Origin of the sequence: Nostoc mirabile CHAB5784 (assembly GCF_020829645.1) — a bacterium.
Taxonomy (GTDB): Bacteria; Cyanobacteriota; Cyanobacteriia; order Cyanobacteriales; family Nostocaceae; genus Nostoc; species Nostoc mirabile.
This window is the reverse complement of record NZ_JAIVFS010000057.1, coordinates 37,675-51,522: the sequence shown is the minus strand read 5'-3', so window position 1 is coordinate 51,522 and position 13,848 is coordinate 37,675. Positions and strand designations below refer to the sequence as shown.

The window sequence follows — 13,848 nt, the reverse complement described above, 5'->3', positions numbered from 1 at the left end:
TATTTGATTACTTCTCAATATTTCCGACATAGCAGCGCCTGTATTGTTCACAGTCTTCAAGGAATTTCAAAAATCTCAGCAAATCAGAGCATTTTTCTCTCACCAGAGACATAAAAGAGCGTTAGTTATGCCAGCTAATCTGCAACGATTTCAACTAGAAGCTGAATCTACTCAAGTTGATGAATTGTGGAATCAACCAGGTAATGAGCCAGTACCGCCAATTTTAGATGCGGGTGCGATTCAGTTTCAAGATGGTAGCTTTCGCATCGGTCAAATTAGCCGCGTTCTCACAGATCCTTATGCCAAGGTAAACTCAGAGGCGAGTGAAAAATGGTTGCGAAAAAATGTTGGTCAACTTTTACCAACTTTGGAGAATTTACCAGGAACTTGGCATCATTGCTTGGTGGGATTTAGTAGCGATCGCCTACCCTTGATTGGTACTATTCCAGATTTTGAAAGCATTCATCTATTCTCTGGTTTTAGCAATCCTTTGGTGATTATACCACCTTTGGCAAAGCGCTTTGCTAATTTTGCATCTGGCAAGAAAGATGAGATTATTATCCAGCTATCTCTTCATCACTGATAATAATTTCACAATCCTAAGCTTAACAAAGATTAATATTGTAAAGTTATTTTTTTGTTACAAAATCATCTATTTTGTATAATAAGTAACTTTTTACTAGTAAACTATCGCACTATCATCACACTTTAAAGTTTAATATTGTCAGCTTTCTATTAAGTTGGCTGATTGGTCAAGAGGAAAATTCATAAAAAGATGAGAAGACAATTTAACAGACGCAAGTTTTTAATCTACGGTTCTTTAACTTTTGGAAGCAGCTTTTTTCTGAAGGCTTGCGCGAATAATTCCCCAACTGCTACAGAGAGTCCAGTCGCACCTCCTGCTGCATCTCCTGCTGCTGCTACTGCTGGAGGCACAGTTAAAGTAGGTATTTTGCACTCCCTTAGTGGCACAATGGCTATTAGTGAGAAAAGCGTTGTCGATGCTGAAAAATTAGCAATCAAAGAAATTAACGCTGCCGGTGGTATCTTAGGTAAACAAATTGAAGCAGTTACCGAAGATGGTGCTTCTAACTGGGATACTTTTAGAGAAAAGGCAACTAAGCTAATTGATCAAGATAAAGTCGCTGTAGTTTTTGGTTGTTGGACATCTGCTAGCCGCAAGAATGTGAAGCCAGTATTCGAGAGCAAAAATCACATGCTCTGGTATCCTGTGCAATATGAAGGTCAAGAGTGTTCTAAAAATATTTTCTACACTGGTGCTGCTCCAAATCAACAAATTGAACCATCTGTTGATTGGCTGTTAAAAAATAAAGGAAAAGAATTCTTCTTAGTTGGCTCAGACTACGTTTTTCCCCGCACTGCTAACACAATTATTAAAGCCCAATTAGAAGCTGTGGGCGGAAAAACAGTTGGCGAAGATTATTTACCTCTTGGCAATACAGAAGTTACACCAATTATCACTAAAATTAAGCAAGCTTTGCCTAATGGAGGTGTAATTTATAATACTCTGAATGGTGATAGCAACGTTGCTTTCTTCAAACAATTGAAAGGTGCTGGATTGACACCAGAAAGATATCCTTCCATGTCTGTCAGTATTGCCGAAGAAGAAGTTAAAGCAATTGGTGTAGAGTATCTCAAAGGTCACTATGCAGCTTGGAATTACTTCCAAACAGTAGACACACCTGCTAACAAAAAATTTGTAGCAGCTTTCAAGAAAGAATACGGTGAAAATCGGGTAACAAATGACCCAATGGAAGCAGCATACATCGCTGTTTATTTGTGGAAGCAAGCAGTAGAAAAAGCTGGTACTACAGACATAGCGAAAGTGAGTGCTGCGGCGTATGGTCAAACTATAGATGCACCTGAAGGTAAAGTGACAATGGATGCCAATCATCACATATCCAAAGTTGTGCGAATTGGTCAAGTAAGGCTAGATGGTTTATTTGATATTGTCTATGCTACCCCGACAGCCGTTGAGCCAGTTCCTTGGAATCAATTTGTAAAAGAGACTAAGGGATTTGCTTGTGATTGGAATGACCCTGCTAAGGGTGGTAAGTACAAGAAAGTTTAAATAATTCGTAATGACGCTCCTGCGTCGCTAACGCTGCGCTAACGTAATTCGTAATTAATTACCAATTACGAATTAGTCAATCTTAACTTTGTAGTGGCGTGACAAGGCTAAAATGTTGCAAAAAAAATGTAGGTTGGGTGGAGGCTTTGCGTAACCCAACATCCTGATATATGTTGGGTTGCGCTCCGCTCCACCCAACCTACGTCTACGTTTAATGCACTATTTTAGCCTTGACACGCTAGTAGGGTGCGTTATAGCGAAGCGCAATGCAGCATTTATATCGGTGCGTTATGGTAAAAATATTTATTGTCGCTATGTTTAGTCACTTGTGCTGTAACACACCCTAAACATAATTACGAGTAGTATGTGAGGAAAAAAGTGTTAGCAGGATTTTTAGAAGCTGTATTTAATGGTATTAGTATTGGCGCTGTATTATTAATTGCCGCGTTGGGGTTGGCGATTATATTTGGATTGATGGGCGTTATCAATATGGCGCATGGTGAATTGATGATGTTCGGCGCTTATACAACATTTGTTGTGCAAAATGCCTGTAAGCAATTAGGCGGGTTGTGGTTTGAAGTCTATATATTTTTGGCTTTGATTATCGCTTTTATTTTCACGGCTGGTGTGGGATTAATTCTAGAAAGAGGCGTGATTCGTTATCTCTATGGACGGCCTCTAGAAACTCTCTTGGCAACTTGGGGAGTAAGTTTGATTTTTCAACAGTTTGTTCGTAGCGTAAATTGGATATTGGTAATTGGCATAGGCTTATTTTCTCTGTTGTTTTTTGGAGGTTTATGGATTTTAAATTCTCGCACTGATTTGGGAAGAGTTCGTAACTGGATTGTGGCTGTAATATTTTTATTATCGCTGGGAGTGACAATCACAACGGGCAATTTATTGAGTCAAACTTATCAGTTAGCAGTTACTCAACCTTGGTTTGGCGCTCAAAATGTAGATGTAACTGCGCCTACTTGGTTACAAGCGGGGATGTCTTTGGGTGGTGTGCAATTACCCTTTGCTAGATTATTTATTATTGGTTTAACGATAATCTGTGTGGCGGGAATTTATCTATTCTTACAACGTTCTAGCTGGGGTTTAAGAATTCGGGCTGTGACGCAAAACCGCAGTATGAGTGCTTGTTTAGGTATACCAACTCAAAAGGTTGATGCAATTAGTTTTGCACTGGGTTCTGGTTTAGCTGGTGTGGCTGGATGTGCAATTAGTTTGCTCGGTTCTGTAGGGCCAAATACGGGACAAAACTATATTATTGATACTTTTATGGTGGTTGTGGTTGGAGGTGTGGGCAATTTAGCCGGGACGATTGTGGCGGCGTTGGGTATTGGTACGGCTAATTTTTTAATTGGTTCTGGGACTTTGGCTTTGCTGTTGAGTTCTGTGAAGCCTTTGGCTGATTTGTTTAGTTTTTTTGCGACGACGAGTATGGCTAAGGTGATGGTATTTGCGCTGATTATTGTGTTTTTACAGTGGAAGCCTGGGGGGATTTTTCCGCAGAAGGGACGTACTGTAGATGTTTAAACCGCAGAGACGCAGTGAACCAGCGCTGCGGGAGGGTTTCCCTCCGCAGGCGACTGGTGTTAGCGAAGCGTTAGCGACGCAGGAGCGTCACCCGAAGGGAGGACGCAGAGAATGAGGAAGAGGGGAGGAGGGTTATTAATTGAGGTGGGGGTGGTGGTTGCGATCGCACTCTTCCTTATAATTGTTATGCCACTGTTGCTTACGGAGTTTCGTCTAAATTTGTTGGGACGATTTTTGTCGCTGGCGATTGTGGCTTTGGGTATCGATTTGATTTGGGGTTATACTGGTTTACTAAGTTTGGGACATGGTATTTTCTTTGGTTTGGGTGGATATGCGATCGCAATGTACCTGAAGCTGCAAGTTCCTACTGGTGAGTTACCTGATTTCATGGGACTTTATGGGGTTACGGAACTTCCCGCCTTTTGGCAACCTTTTTATTCTTTTCCTTTGACAATAGCTTTTGTCGTACTAATTCCAGGGTTATTGGCGGGATTATTGGGATATTTGGTTTTCCGAAATCGCCTCAAGGGAGTTTATTTTTCTATCTTGACTCAAGCCGGAACTATTGTATTTTTCAATTTCTTTAACGGTCAACAACAGCTTTTCAACGGTACAAATGGACTGATAGATTTTACAACTTTGTTTGGGGCAACGGTCAGCGATGCGAAAACGCAATTTGTTTTCTACATTTTGACGGTAGTGTTTCTCGCAGCCACCTACGGAATTTGTCGCTGGTTGACAACTGGACGCTTTGGGAGGTTGTTGATAGCTATTCGTGATGATGAAAGTCGGGTAAGATTTTCTGGCTACGACCCTACAGATTATAAGGTACTGGTGTTTGCAGTTTCAGGTGCGATCGCAGGCATCGCAGGAGCATTTTACACCATCCAGAGTGGTTCTGTATCACCCAGATCAATGGATATTGCTTTTTCCATTGAAATGGTGATTTGGGTAGCTGTCGGAGGACGCGCTACTTTAATTGGCGCGATTGTGGGAACTTTGTTAGTAAATTATGCCCGCACTTTTTTAAGCGAACAATTTGCTGAAATCTGGCTATTTTTCCAAGGCGCACTATTTTTGATAGTCGTTACAGTGCTTCCTGACGGCATAGTGGGATGGTTGCGTAGTCAGAATATTTCTCTTTTCAACCGCCGTCAACAAATTGCTACATATCCCACCTTGGAAGAAGACCCCGAAGTGCAACATGAACGCGAAAATATTGGAAACTGAAAACGTAACTGTTAGTTTTGACGGTTTTAAGGCGCTAAATCAGCTTAACTTTAGCATGGATGTGGGTGAATTACGAGTAGTAATTGGCCCCAATGGTGCGGGAAAGACAACATTTCTGGATGTGATTACGGGGAAAGTGCAACCAACTGTTGGGCGAGTTATGTTCAAAGGAAGAAACCTGCGTTCTTTACCTGAACATCAAATTGCGCGTTTAGGAATTGGGCGCAAGTTTCAAACACCCCGAATTTACTTAAATTTAACGCCCCGCGAAAATCTAGAAATTACTAGCAACCGCAATAAAAATGTCTTTTCTACTTTGTTTGGACGTTCTAATACTGCTGAAACAAATAGTATTAAAGGATTATTAGAAACTATCGGTTTAACTCATAAAGCTGACATCAGAGCAGGTTTACTTTCCCACGGCGAAAAGCAGCGTTTAGAAATTGGGATGTTAGTAGCACAGTCACCAGACTTATTACTCGTTGATGAACCCGTTGCTGGTTTAACAGATGAAGAAACCTACAATATTGGCGAACTACTTTTAGCATTAGCACAAAGTCATTCCATTTTAGTAATTGAACATGATATGGAATTTGTGCGTCAAATTGCCAAGAAAGTAACGGTATTACATGAAGGTTCGGTGCTGTGCGAAGGAAATTTTCAGGAAGTTCAAAATGACTCTCGTGTAATTGAAGTATATTTGGGAAAACAGGAAGACTAAATTTTTAGCTCTACAAGGCTTAGATATACTATAGTCACAAGCTTAGTGGATGAGGAAATATGAGGTTTAATGTAACGGTTGATCGTGATGAAGATGGTGCATGGATAGTAGAATGCCCCAGCATTCCGGGTTGTGTAAGTCAAGGTCAGACTAAGGAAGAAGCACTAGAGAATATCAAAGATGCGATAGCTGCCTGCCTACAAGTTCGTGCCGAGCGCGGTTTGCCACTTACCATAGAGACTCACCAAGTAGAGGTTGTGGCTTAGTTATGGCGTTTACTCTTCCTGTTCTTAGCGGACGTGAAGTCGTTCGTGTGTTTGAGTCATTTGGTTGGGAAGTTGCACGTTAAAGTGGAAGCCATATCATCCTGGTTAAGGAAGGAGAGTTAGCCACACTGTCTGTTCCTGAGCATCGTGAAGTAGCAAAAGGAACGTTGCGAAGTTTGATTCGCACTGCTGGACTTACAGTCAACGAGTTTGTTTCTGCAATTTGATGCGGAGTGCATCCCAGTTTTTATTTTTCAATAAGATTCTATTTGCTTGGTAATTCTGGTCGATTTGCGCTGTTAAACACCTGCTCTACTGTTAGCGCCCAATCAGCAATTACCACTGATTCCATGCAAGTCGCACCTGTAAATACCTTATCCTCATACTGTCCCTCCACCCACTGGCAAATCGTAATTTGTTGCATTTGTAAGTCAACAATCCAATACTCCAATATTTCTTTAGCGGCATACTCCGTCCGCTTGTAGCGATAATCACGAATGCGGTTTGCTGTACCCAAAGAAACAATTTCAATCACTAGCGCAGGCGGCGGCATATCACGGGTGAGGGTAGCACGAGTAGCACCGATAAGGGCAGCATAAGATTCTTCTGTGTGAACCATTAAGTCAGGTAAACGACATCTCGCCCGTCGCCCCGCTACCTCAATTTCTGTATCCTTATGAGCAACTAAATAAAAGGGGAAATGTTTTAGGAGTTCAACAAATAGAAATCTTGCCAGATTGCTATTTTCCTGACTTTCTGGTGGCATCTCGACTAGTTCTCCATCCACCAACTCATAGCGGGTGTCTGTACCATCGTCATAGGTAAGATACTCATCAAAGGTCAGCAGTTTTTGGCTTTTCGTCCTTTGGATCATTTGCTTTGCCTTCTTACCGCTCTGCTTTTTAATAGAAGTAGAAAAAATATAGTTTCTTTGGTATGTTTTTCCTGTTGTTAATAAAAAAGACGCAAAGACTTCACATTCTTTAACAATTTCCCCAAGTGGTGTTATTACAATTCCCAAGAGTATTACTAAATTAATGTGTTTATTTTAACTCTATAATCACTGTTTTTTCTTATAAGTAGAAAAATTATGATATTTTTGGTGTTTTTTACTATTGATAATAAAAAATGATTAAACGCATAACAACAACAATAGTACTAATTCTAGCAGTAACTTTCTTTGCTACTCGAGCATTCGCTGTAATAGTACAAACCAATCCTAACTCGACTATAATTCAGGGAAAAGATATTGTTGGTAGTACTTTGCCACTAATTGTTGAGCAAAAAGCTCAATTTTCTACCGAAAATACCTGGGGAAGAGTAATACGGTTAGTTGGTTCAAAAGGAGTGCCTGCACAATTTTTCGACCTTGGAATTGATGAACAAGGAAACTTTTTCATCAACACACCTCAAGACACAAAGACTTCACATTCTTTAACAATTTCCCCAAGTGGTGTTGTTAGAATTCCCAGGAGAGGATAACCCTACATAGGTTTGAGGCTTAGAGGATATCTGAACACCCCTTAATCCCCTCCCCAAAGCATCGGGGAGGGGAGGCAAAGCATAATTTTCTATGCAGTTTTAGCATTTTTATCTGATGCTTGTTCTGCAATATTTTTTAAGCGGCTCGATCTCATTTTGCGGAGGCGATCGCTATTGCGAACACCACCCGCCATCTCATATTCAGCGCTGTCTTTGCCGTACTTGATAGCAACCACCATTAACATTTTCTCAGAAAGCTGACTCAAATTTTTTTCCATCTCTTCAACTTCAGTTAGAGAAGAGTCAACTATAGCCAGAGCGCTATTATGAACATCAAGTTTGTTACGTAACTGTTCGATTGACTCAATCAGTTTTTGTAAAGTATAATCTTGTTCAAATTTAATGCTTGGAACAATCGATTTCATCCCAGATGCTCTTAACTCAACTTTTTCTAAAATGCGGGATGTACGTTTTTTACGAGACATAAATTTGCTCTTTTAAGATACTTCTAGAGCTAGCTTGCCTCAATTAAGCCCGATTCCGCTTCAGCATAAATCGCAATTTCTGATCATAAAATTTTTGAGCTTATCTCAGTAATATTTCGGTGTATAATTACTCATGTAAAAAGGCAAGAGGTAGCAAACACGAGAGTAGTCGCTACAGACTTGAGAGTAGTCGCTACAGACTTGAGAGTAGTCGCTACAGACTTGAGAGTAGTCGCTACAGACTTGAGAGTAGTCGCTACAGACTTGAGAGTAGTCGCTACAGACTTGAGAGTAGTCGCTACAGACTTGAGAGTAGTCGCTACAGTATTCTATATAGCAATATGCTTGGGTTAAGGATTTTTGGTATTGATTTTAGGTATGTAGAGACGTTGCAATTGCTAGTCTCTACAAATGATTTGGGGCTTAACTGAACTGTATTGAGCTATAATTGCCCTAGCTTTACTTGCAATCGTTTATTCCTATGAGCCAACTGCTAACACTGGAATTAAGTGATGATGTCTATGCAGCTTTGCAGCAGCAAGCTGATGCCATCGGGCTTTCGGTAGCAGAATTGATTGTGACATCTCTTGATGGGCAGCATCGTCTTCTGACTGGTGCAAAGCTACAACCAGAAGTTCAGCCAGAAGAAGCACATCAACGTTTACTTAGTTATGCAGGTGCAATTAGCTTGGGTTATGCCACAGGTATAGATAACGAAAGCATTGATGCTGACTTGGCAAAAGCTTATACCGTTTCTTTGTGAAGCTGCATATATTTACCCCCCGGCTACGCCGTCCCCCCTTATCAAGGGGGGACTACAGGGGGGTCTTATTATATGCATCTTCATGCAGAATTGGTATTACACCAATGACTTTTAAGCATTGGTAATGTAGATTATGCTGCTTGATACGTCAGGATTGCTCTGCTTTCTCCATAAAGATGAGCCACAACATGAAAGGGCAGTTGAACTGATTGCTAGTACAAGCAGAACTCGGCTTACGCACAACTATGTTTTAGCAGAATTAGTGGCTCTAGCATTGGTTCGAGGCTTTTCCCGTTCAATTGTACTGTCATACAGCCTTGAACTGATCAACAATTCAAACGTTCAAATTGTATGGGTTGATGAGCCGCTACATCGAGAAGCAATAGATTTATTGTTAGCAAGACAGGATAAAACCTATTCGTTATGTGATGCTGTAAGCTTTGTGTTAATGCGTAGGCAAGGAATTATGGAGGCATTAACAACTGATAAACACTTGAGCAAGAAGGTTTTACTCGTTTGTTGGAGCAATAGGCTAACACTGCGCTGCGCCTCTGGGTGAAATTTTCATATACAGGTAATTTCTAATGCTAAAAATCTCTAATCTTAACGTTTACTACGGTGAAAGCCATATTCTCCGCAATGTAGATTTAAGCGTACCATCTGGGCAAATGATATGCCTGATTGGACGCAATGGCGTAGGGAAATCTACTTTACTAAAAACAATTATGGGTTTACTCAAACCCCGCAGTGGTACTATTAACTTAGCTGGAGAATTAATCAACTCGAAATCTCCTGACCAAAGGGCAAAGTTAGGAATCGGTTATGTCCCCCAAGGACGAGAAATTATCCCCCGTTTGACAGTCAAAGAAAATCTGCTACTGGGGTTAGAAGCCAGACGCAAACCAGTAAAAAAAGCAGAAATTCCAGAGGAAGTTTTTAGCTTATTCCCGGTGTTAAAAACCATGCTTTCGCGGATGGGCGGTGATTTGAGTGGGGGACAGCAGCAACAATTAGCGATCGCTCGTGCTTTAATGGGAGAACCTCAATTACTCGTCTTAGATGAACCCACCGAAGGTATTCAACCCTCCATCATCCTAGAAATTGAAGCCGCAGTTCGTCGCATTGTCGAAACCACAGGCATTTCGGTTTTATTGGTAGAGCAACATTTACACTTTGTCCGTCAGGCTGATTACTATTACGCTATGCAAAAAGGTGGTATTGTCGCCTCCGGTTCCACAGCCGAACTCAGCCAAGATGTGATTCAACGCTTTTTAGCTGTTTAATTTTGGAAATGTCTATATCAACAGTATCTGAAGCAATTAAGTCTGCGGCTTCTTGTAAAAGCTCATGTTGTTCCTTTTGAATTGCTTCTAAGCGATAAGAAATTTCTGCTAATCGTTGTTGCTTACTTGGTTGAAAATTTTCAGGTAACAAAGCTGGTAGGTTATCAATTGTTTTAGTAGCTGTGATTCGTTGAACTGCAAAACTGCTAACTTTAGTTAAGGATAGAAAGCTAACTTTAAACAAAGCCTGAAGCAATTTTAACGGAACTTGGAGTATTGACCAACTAGCTGTTTCAATCAAGCGGACAATTGCTTTAATGATGCTCCAGATGAGAGCGATCGCAAACAGCAAAATCACTATACTAATAATTGGGTGATTAGTCGCCCAACCTAGTATTTGAACTAACCTAAAAAATATCGGGTGTTGTGTCAGCCAATCACTTACAGAAGATGCCATCGCATTTTTAACTGCGCCCGATGTTGTACTTTTAAATTTCTCAGCAGTTTGCCAAGTTTCCTCTAAACTTGTGGTGACAGTATCAATTGCTTTATCAGTCGTTGTAGTTGCTGTTGCCTTCAAAGACTCCCCAACTTGTTGTGCTGAGTTACTTAGAGAGTTAACATTTTCACTTACAAAATCTTTCACATTTTGTAAGCGTTGCAAAACTCCATTAGGCAAATGTATGTCTATTTGGGATGCCATAACACATTTCACCGAGGTTGAAATCTAACCCGCAACCCATCTTTAGGGCGATTAGTGGGAACCACAACTACCTCTAAACTTTGGTTGGGTAATATCTCCCAATGATAACTACGTAGCAAAAAAATTGTAGGTTGGGTGGAGGCTTTGCGTAACCCAACATCCTGATATATGTTGGGTTGCGCTCCGCTCCACCCAACCTACGTCTACGTCTAATGCACTATTTTGCGTAGACAGTCCACTACGTGCATTTCAAAAATCAAATACTAGTCCTATATCTCCCAATGATAACTACGTAGAAGATGAGCAGCAAGAATCTTCATAACCTAACCTAAAATGTATGGTGTGTTAGGCGAAGCTGTAACCATTGGTGTCAACTGAAGCTAGATAATAGCTTAACCGTTGGCTTGACTCACCCGCCTGGAACTAAAGTTCCTCTCTTATAGCTAAAGTCTACTAAAGTAGACTAAAGATTTTTTGGATTATTTAGTCATCTTTAGATGACTTTCGCTATTAGCAAGGAACTTCAGTTCCTTGTGGGACATGAGTTTTGCGTTAAGTTGACACGTATGAGCCGTAACGCACCAATTCGCTTGGTGCGCTACACAAGTCTCTCTCGTTGAAGCAGAAGATGGTTAACCCAACGCGGACTTTAACTCACTTTCGGCTTGTTCCAACGCTTCTGGTAATTTACTCGCATCCCGTCCGCCTGCTTGGGCTAAGTTCGGTCTTCCACCGCCACCGCCACCGCAGATTTTAGCGATCGCACCTACAAATTTACCAGCTTGCAAACCTTTTTTGTTCACTTCTGAACTAAAAGCTGCAACTATACTAACTTTCCCTTCTTCAGGAACAGAACCCAGCACCACTGCACCGTTCCCGATTTTTTGCAGCAAGCGTTCGGCTGCGGTTTTCAATGATTCTGGATCAACATCTTCTAATTGGGCGACAATAATTTTAGAATCGCCTACAGTTTCGGCTGTTTGCAACAAGCTGTCAGATTTTGCGATCGCTAACTGTACCTTCAAGGTTTCCAGTTCCTTTTGACTGGTTCTAAGTTCGCTTTGCAAACTTGTGATTCTGTCTGGTAATTCTTCGGGTTTAACTTTAAAGCGATCGCTCAAATCTTTAACTACTTTATCCCGAAGATTGAGATAATCCAGTATTGCTGGCCCCGAAACAGCTTCAATACGCCGCACCCCAGAAGCCACACCAGCTTCAGAAATAATTTTAAATACGCCAATTTCAGCCGTATTACTCACATGAGTTCCACCGCACAGTTCCATTGATACGTTGGGGAAGTCAATCACGCGCACTTCCTCGCCGTATTTTTCGCCGAACATCGCAACAGCACCTCTAGCTTTCGCCTCTGCTAAAGGTAATACTTCCACTTTTGCAGCATGTGCTTGGGCAATCCAAGTGTTCACCTGTTCTTCAATTTGTTGCACTTCCTCTGCTGTCAACGCGCGAGGACAGTTGAAGTCAAAGCGCAACCTGTCAAAAGATACTAGGGAACCAGCTTGAGATATGCTATCATCAACAATTTTTTTCAAAGCTGCTTGCAACAGGTGGGTTGCGGTATGGTTAGCTTGGGCGCGACGGCGACAAGCCGGATCAATTTGAGCGGTTACATTATCGCCTACGCGCAGTGTACCGCGTTCGATGCGTCCGAAGTGAACAAAGAAATCAGATTCTTTCTTCACATCTTCTACCCGAACTACAATACCATCACCAGAGATATAACCGCGATCGCCAATTTGTCCCCCAGATTCAGCATAAAATGGCGTTTTGTCAAGGACTATTTGTACCTGTGTCCCCGCTTCTGCTTCCTCTTGAGAAACACCTTCTACCAAAATCGCTTCGACTTTTGCCGTCGCCGCCGATTGGATATAGCCTAAAAACTCGGTGACTTGGATGTGTTCTGCCAATTTGTCGAGGGAACTTTGTACAGTTAAATCGATGGTTTCGTGTGCTGCTTTGGCACGTTCCACCTGCTTTTGCATTTCGGCATCGAATCCCGCTTCATCAACTGTGAGATTATTTTCTTCAGCAACTTCTTGAGTAAGTTCCAGGGGAAATCCGTAGGTGTCATAAAGGGTAAATGCGCTTTCACCACTAATTTGAGTTTCCCCTCGCTGTTTCACCTCTTGGATAATTTCTTCTAGAAGTTTTTCGCCTCTATCCAGAGTTCTGAGAAAATTCGATTCTTCCCGTTGCAACTCAGCTTTAATTGCGGCTTCCCGTTGGCGCACATTGGGGTAAGCTGATTCAGAAAGAGCGATCGCAGTTTCGGCAACTTGAGTAGTAAATTCTCCAGAAATGCCAATTAATCGCCCATGACGCACCACCCGCCGAATTAACCGCCGTAGCACATAACCCCGTCCCACGTTGGAAGCGCGAATTTCATCGGCGATCATGTGGACGACAGCACGAACGTGATCGCCAATGACTTTTAGAGAGACTTTGGTTTTTTCATCACTTTTGTGGTAGTCAATACCAGCAATTTGGGCTGCTGTTTGAATAATTGGGAAAATTAGGTCAGTTTCGTAGTTATTGGGTACTTTTTGGAGGATTTGCGCCATTCTATCCAAACCCATCCCAGTGTCAATGTTCTTGTTTTGCAGTGGCGTTAAATTGCCTGACGCATCCCGGTTATATTGCATGAAGACGAGGTTGTAAAACTCGATGAACCGGGAATCGTCTTCTAAATCTATATTTTCGTCACCGCGTTCTGGGTGGAAGTCGTAATAAATTTCTGAAGAAGGGCCACAAGGCCCAGTCGGCCCAGATACCCAAAAGTTATCGTCTTCGCCCAAGCGCTTAATTCTCGCTATCGGCACACCAATTTGATCGCGCCAGATACCAAAAGCTTCATCATCTTCTTCAAAAACGCTGACAACCAGGTTGTTTGGGGAGAAGCCAAAGACTTGTGTAGAGATTTCCCAACCCCAAGCGATCGCTTGTTCTTTAAAATAATCACCAAAGCTGAAATTGCCCAGCATCTCAAAAAACGTCTGATGCCGTTTGGTGCGTCCGACATTTTCGATATCGTTGGTGCGGATACACTTTTGCGAAGTCGTAGCCCGCTTAAATTCTGGTGTGCGCTGCCCCAAGAATATCGGCTTAAATGGTAGCATCCCCGCGATCGTCAGCAGCACGGTTGGGTCTTCTGGCACGAGGGAGGCACTTGGAAGAATTTGGTGATTCCGTTGGGCAAAGAAGTCGAGAAATATGTTGCGAATTTCGTTACCGCTTAGGTACTGGGGATTTGAAGACATGGGTGTTTT

The 13,848-nt window shown here is 41.8% G+C and carries 15 protein-coding genes and 1 pseudogene; 12 read left to right on the top strand and 4 right to left on the bottom strand.

The window, feature by feature from the left end; translation table 11 throughout:
* Positions 1-115: 115 nt before the first annotated feature.
* From LC653_RS28225 to LC653_RS28195, 7 genes and pseudogenes are all read left to right on the top strand, one after another.
* A pseudogene (locus LC653_RS28225) lies at positions 116-583 on the top strand (FAD-dependent oxidoreductase); the annotation flags it as partial.
* Positions 584-775: 192 nt separating this feature from the next.
* A complete protein-coding gene (urtA, locus tag LC653_RS28220; RefSeq protein WP_229497960.1) occupies positions 776-2,092 on the top strand; it encodes an urea ABC transporter substrate-binding protein in 1,317 nt (438 codons plus the stop codon).
* 378 nt (positions 2,093-2,470) lie between these two features.
* Complete coding sequence (gene urtB / locus LC653_RS28215; protein WP_229497963.1) at positions 2,471-3,631, top strand: urea ABC transporter permease subunit UrtB; 1,161 nt, start codon at positions 2,471-2,473, stop codon at positions 3,629-3,631.
* A 111-nt stretch (positions 3,632-3,742) separates the two neighbouring features.
* Positions 3,743-4,861, top strand: coding sequence for an urea ABC transporter permease subunit UrtC (gene urtC / locus LC653_RS28210; RefSeq protein WP_229497959.1), 1,119 nt, complete (start codon positions 3,743-3,745; stop codon positions 4,859-4,861).
* The gene (gene urtD / locus LC653_RS28205; RefSeq protein ID WP_229497958.1) at positions 4,836-5,582 is read left to right on the top strand and encodes an urea ABC transporter ATP-binding protein UrtD; all 747 of its coding nucleotides are present in this window, start codon (positions 4,836-4,838) and stop codon (positions 5,580-5,582) included. Before urtC ends, urtD begins: the two co-directional genes overlap by 26 nt.
* A 59-nt stretch (positions 5,583-5,641) precedes the next feature.
* Positions 5,642-5,848 (top strand): type II toxin-antitoxin system HicB family antitoxin, encoded by a 207-nt coding sequence (locus tag LC653_RS28200; protein WP_109007382.1) that lies wholly within the window; start codon positions 5,642-5,644, stop codon positions 5,846-5,848.
* Positions 5,849-5,943: 95 nt separating this feature from the next.
* A complete protein-coding gene (locus LC653_RS28195; RefSeq protein WP_308189151.1) occupies positions 5,944-6,075 on the top strand; it encodes a type II toxin-antitoxin system HicA family toxin in 132 nt (43 codons plus the stop codon).
* A gap of 38 nt (positions 6,076-6,113) precedes the next feature.
* Here the strand turns inward: LC653_RS28195 and LC653_RS28190 are convergent, their stop codons facing one another.
* The gene (locus LC653_RS28190) at positions 6,114-6,722 is read right to left on the bottom strand and encodes a Uma2 family endonuclease (RefSeq protein ID WP_229497957.1); all 609 of its coding nucleotides are present in this window, start codon (positions 6,720-6,722) and stop codon (positions 6,114-6,116) included.
* A 254-nt stretch (positions 6,723-6,976) separates the two neighbouring features.
* On the opposite strand from LC653_RS28190, the gene LC653_RS28185 reads away from it, so the two are divergent.
* Complete coding sequence (locus LC653_RS28185; RefSeq protein ID WP_229497956.1) at positions 6,977-7,330, top strand: hypothetical protein; 354 nt, start codon at positions 6,977-6,979, stop codon at positions 7,328-7,330.
* 89 nt (positions 7,331-7,419) lie between these two features.
* Here the strand turns inward: LC653_RS28185 and LC653_RS28180 are convergent, their stop codons facing one another.
* Positions 7,420-7,815 carry a hypothetical protein gene (locus LC653_RS28180; protein ID WP_229497955.1) on the bottom strand — a complete coding sequence of 132 codons (396 nt, stop codon included), beginning with the start codon at positions 7,813-7,815 and terminating at the stop codon, positions 7,420-7,422.
* A gap of 180 nt (positions 7,816-7,995) precedes the next feature.
* Between LC653_RS28180 and LC653_RS28175 the strand changes: the two genes are divergently transcribed.
* From LC653_RS28175 to urtE, 4 genes are all read left to right on the top strand, one after another.
* Complete coding sequence (locus tag LC653_RS28175) at positions 7,996-8,169, top strand: hypothetical protein (protein ID WP_229497954.1); 174 nt, start codon at positions 7,996-7,998, stop codon at positions 8,167-8,169.
* Between the two features lie 127 nt (positions 8,170-8,296).
* Entirely contained in the window at positions 8,297-8,578 is a 282-nt protein-coding gene (locus LC653_RS28170; RefSeq protein ID WP_229497953.1) for a hypothetical protein, read from the top strand.
* Between the two features lie 133 nt (positions 8,579-8,711).
* On the top strand, positions 8,712-9,137 hold the full coding sequence (locus LC653_RS28165; protein WP_229497952.1) for a type II toxin-antitoxin system VapC family toxin: 426 nt from the start codon (positions 8,712-8,714) through the stop codon (positions 9,135-9,137).
* 25 nt (positions 9,138-9,162) lie between these two features.
* Positions 9,163-9,861, top strand: coding sequence for an urea ABC transporter ATP-binding subunit UrtE (gene urtE, locus LC653_RS28160; protein ID WP_190733880.1), 699 nt, complete (start codon positions 9,163-9,165; stop codon positions 9,859-9,861).
* Here the strand turns inward: urtE and LC653_RS28155 are convergent.
* Both LC653_RS28155 and alaS read right to left on the bottom strand, forming a co-directional pair.
* Positions 9,824-10,564: a hypothetical protein gene (locus LC653_RS28155; protein WP_229497951.1), complete on the bottom strand. Its 741-nt coding sequence runs from the start codon at positions 10,562-10,564 to the stop codon at positions 9,824-9,826. The two genes, urtE and LC653_RS28155, sit on opposite strands and share 38 nt — an antisense overlap.
* 632 nt (positions 10,565-11,196) lie before the next feature.
* Positions 11,197-13,839, bottom strand: a complete 2,643-nt coding sequence (alaS, locus tag LC653_RS28150) for an alanine--tRNA ligase (protein ID WP_229497950.1) — start codon at positions 13,837-13,839, stop codon at positions 11,197-11,199.
* Between the last annotated feature and the right edge of the window lie 9 nt (positions 13,840-13,848).

What these genes read in the sequence shown, in the direction of transcription:
- urtA (WP_229497960.1), top strand. Translation starts at nt 776, where the DNA reads ATGAGAAGACAATTTAACAGACGCAAGTTTTTAATCTACGGTTCTTTA.
- urtC (WP_229497959.1), top strand. Translation starts at nt 3,743, where the DNA reads ATGAGGAAGAGGGGAGGAGGGTTATTAATTGAGGTGGGGGTGGTGGTT.
- urtD (WP_229497958.1), top strand. Translation starts at nt 4,836, where the DNA reads ATGAACGCGAAAATATTGGAAACTGAAAACGTAACTGTTAGTTTTGAC.
- LC653_RS28200 (WP_109007382.1), top strand. Translation starts at nt 5,642, where the DNA reads ATGAGGTTTAATGTAACGGTTGATCGTGATGAAGATGGTGCATGGATA.
- LC653_RS28190 (WP_229497957.1), bottom strand. Translation starts at nt 6,722, where the DNA reads ATGATCCAAAGGACGAAAAGCCAAAAACTGCTGACCTTTGATGAGTAT.
- LC653_RS28185 (WP_229497956.1), top strand. Translation starts at nt 6,977, where the DNA reads ATGATTAAACGCATAACAACAACAATAGTACTAATTCTAGCAGTAACT.
- LC653_RS28180 (WP_229497955.1), bottom strand. Translation starts at nt 7,815, where the DNA reads ATGTCTCGTAAAAAACGTACATCCCGCATTTTAGAAAAAGTTGAGTTA.
- LC653_RS28170 (WP_229497953.1), top strand. Translation starts at nt 8,297, where the DNA reads ATGAGCCAACTGCTAACACTGGAATTAAGTGATGATGTCTATGCAGCT.
- LC653_RS28165 (WP_229497952.1), top strand. Translation starts at nt 8,712, where the DNA reads ATGCTGCTTGATACGTCAGGATTGCTCTGCTTTCTCCATAAAGATGAG.
- urtE (WP_190733880.1), top strand. Translation starts at nt 9,163, where the DNA reads ATGCTAAAAATCTCTAATCTTAACGTTTACTACGGTGAAAGCCATATT.
- LC653_RS28155 (WP_229497951.1), bottom strand. Translation starts at nt 10,564, where the DNA reads ATGGCATCCCAAATAGACATACATTTGCCTAATGGAGTTTTGCAACGC.
- alaS (WP_229497950.1), bottom strand. Translation starts at nt 13,839, where the DNA reads ATGTCTTCAAATCCCCAGTACCTAAGCGGTAACGAAATTCGCAACATA.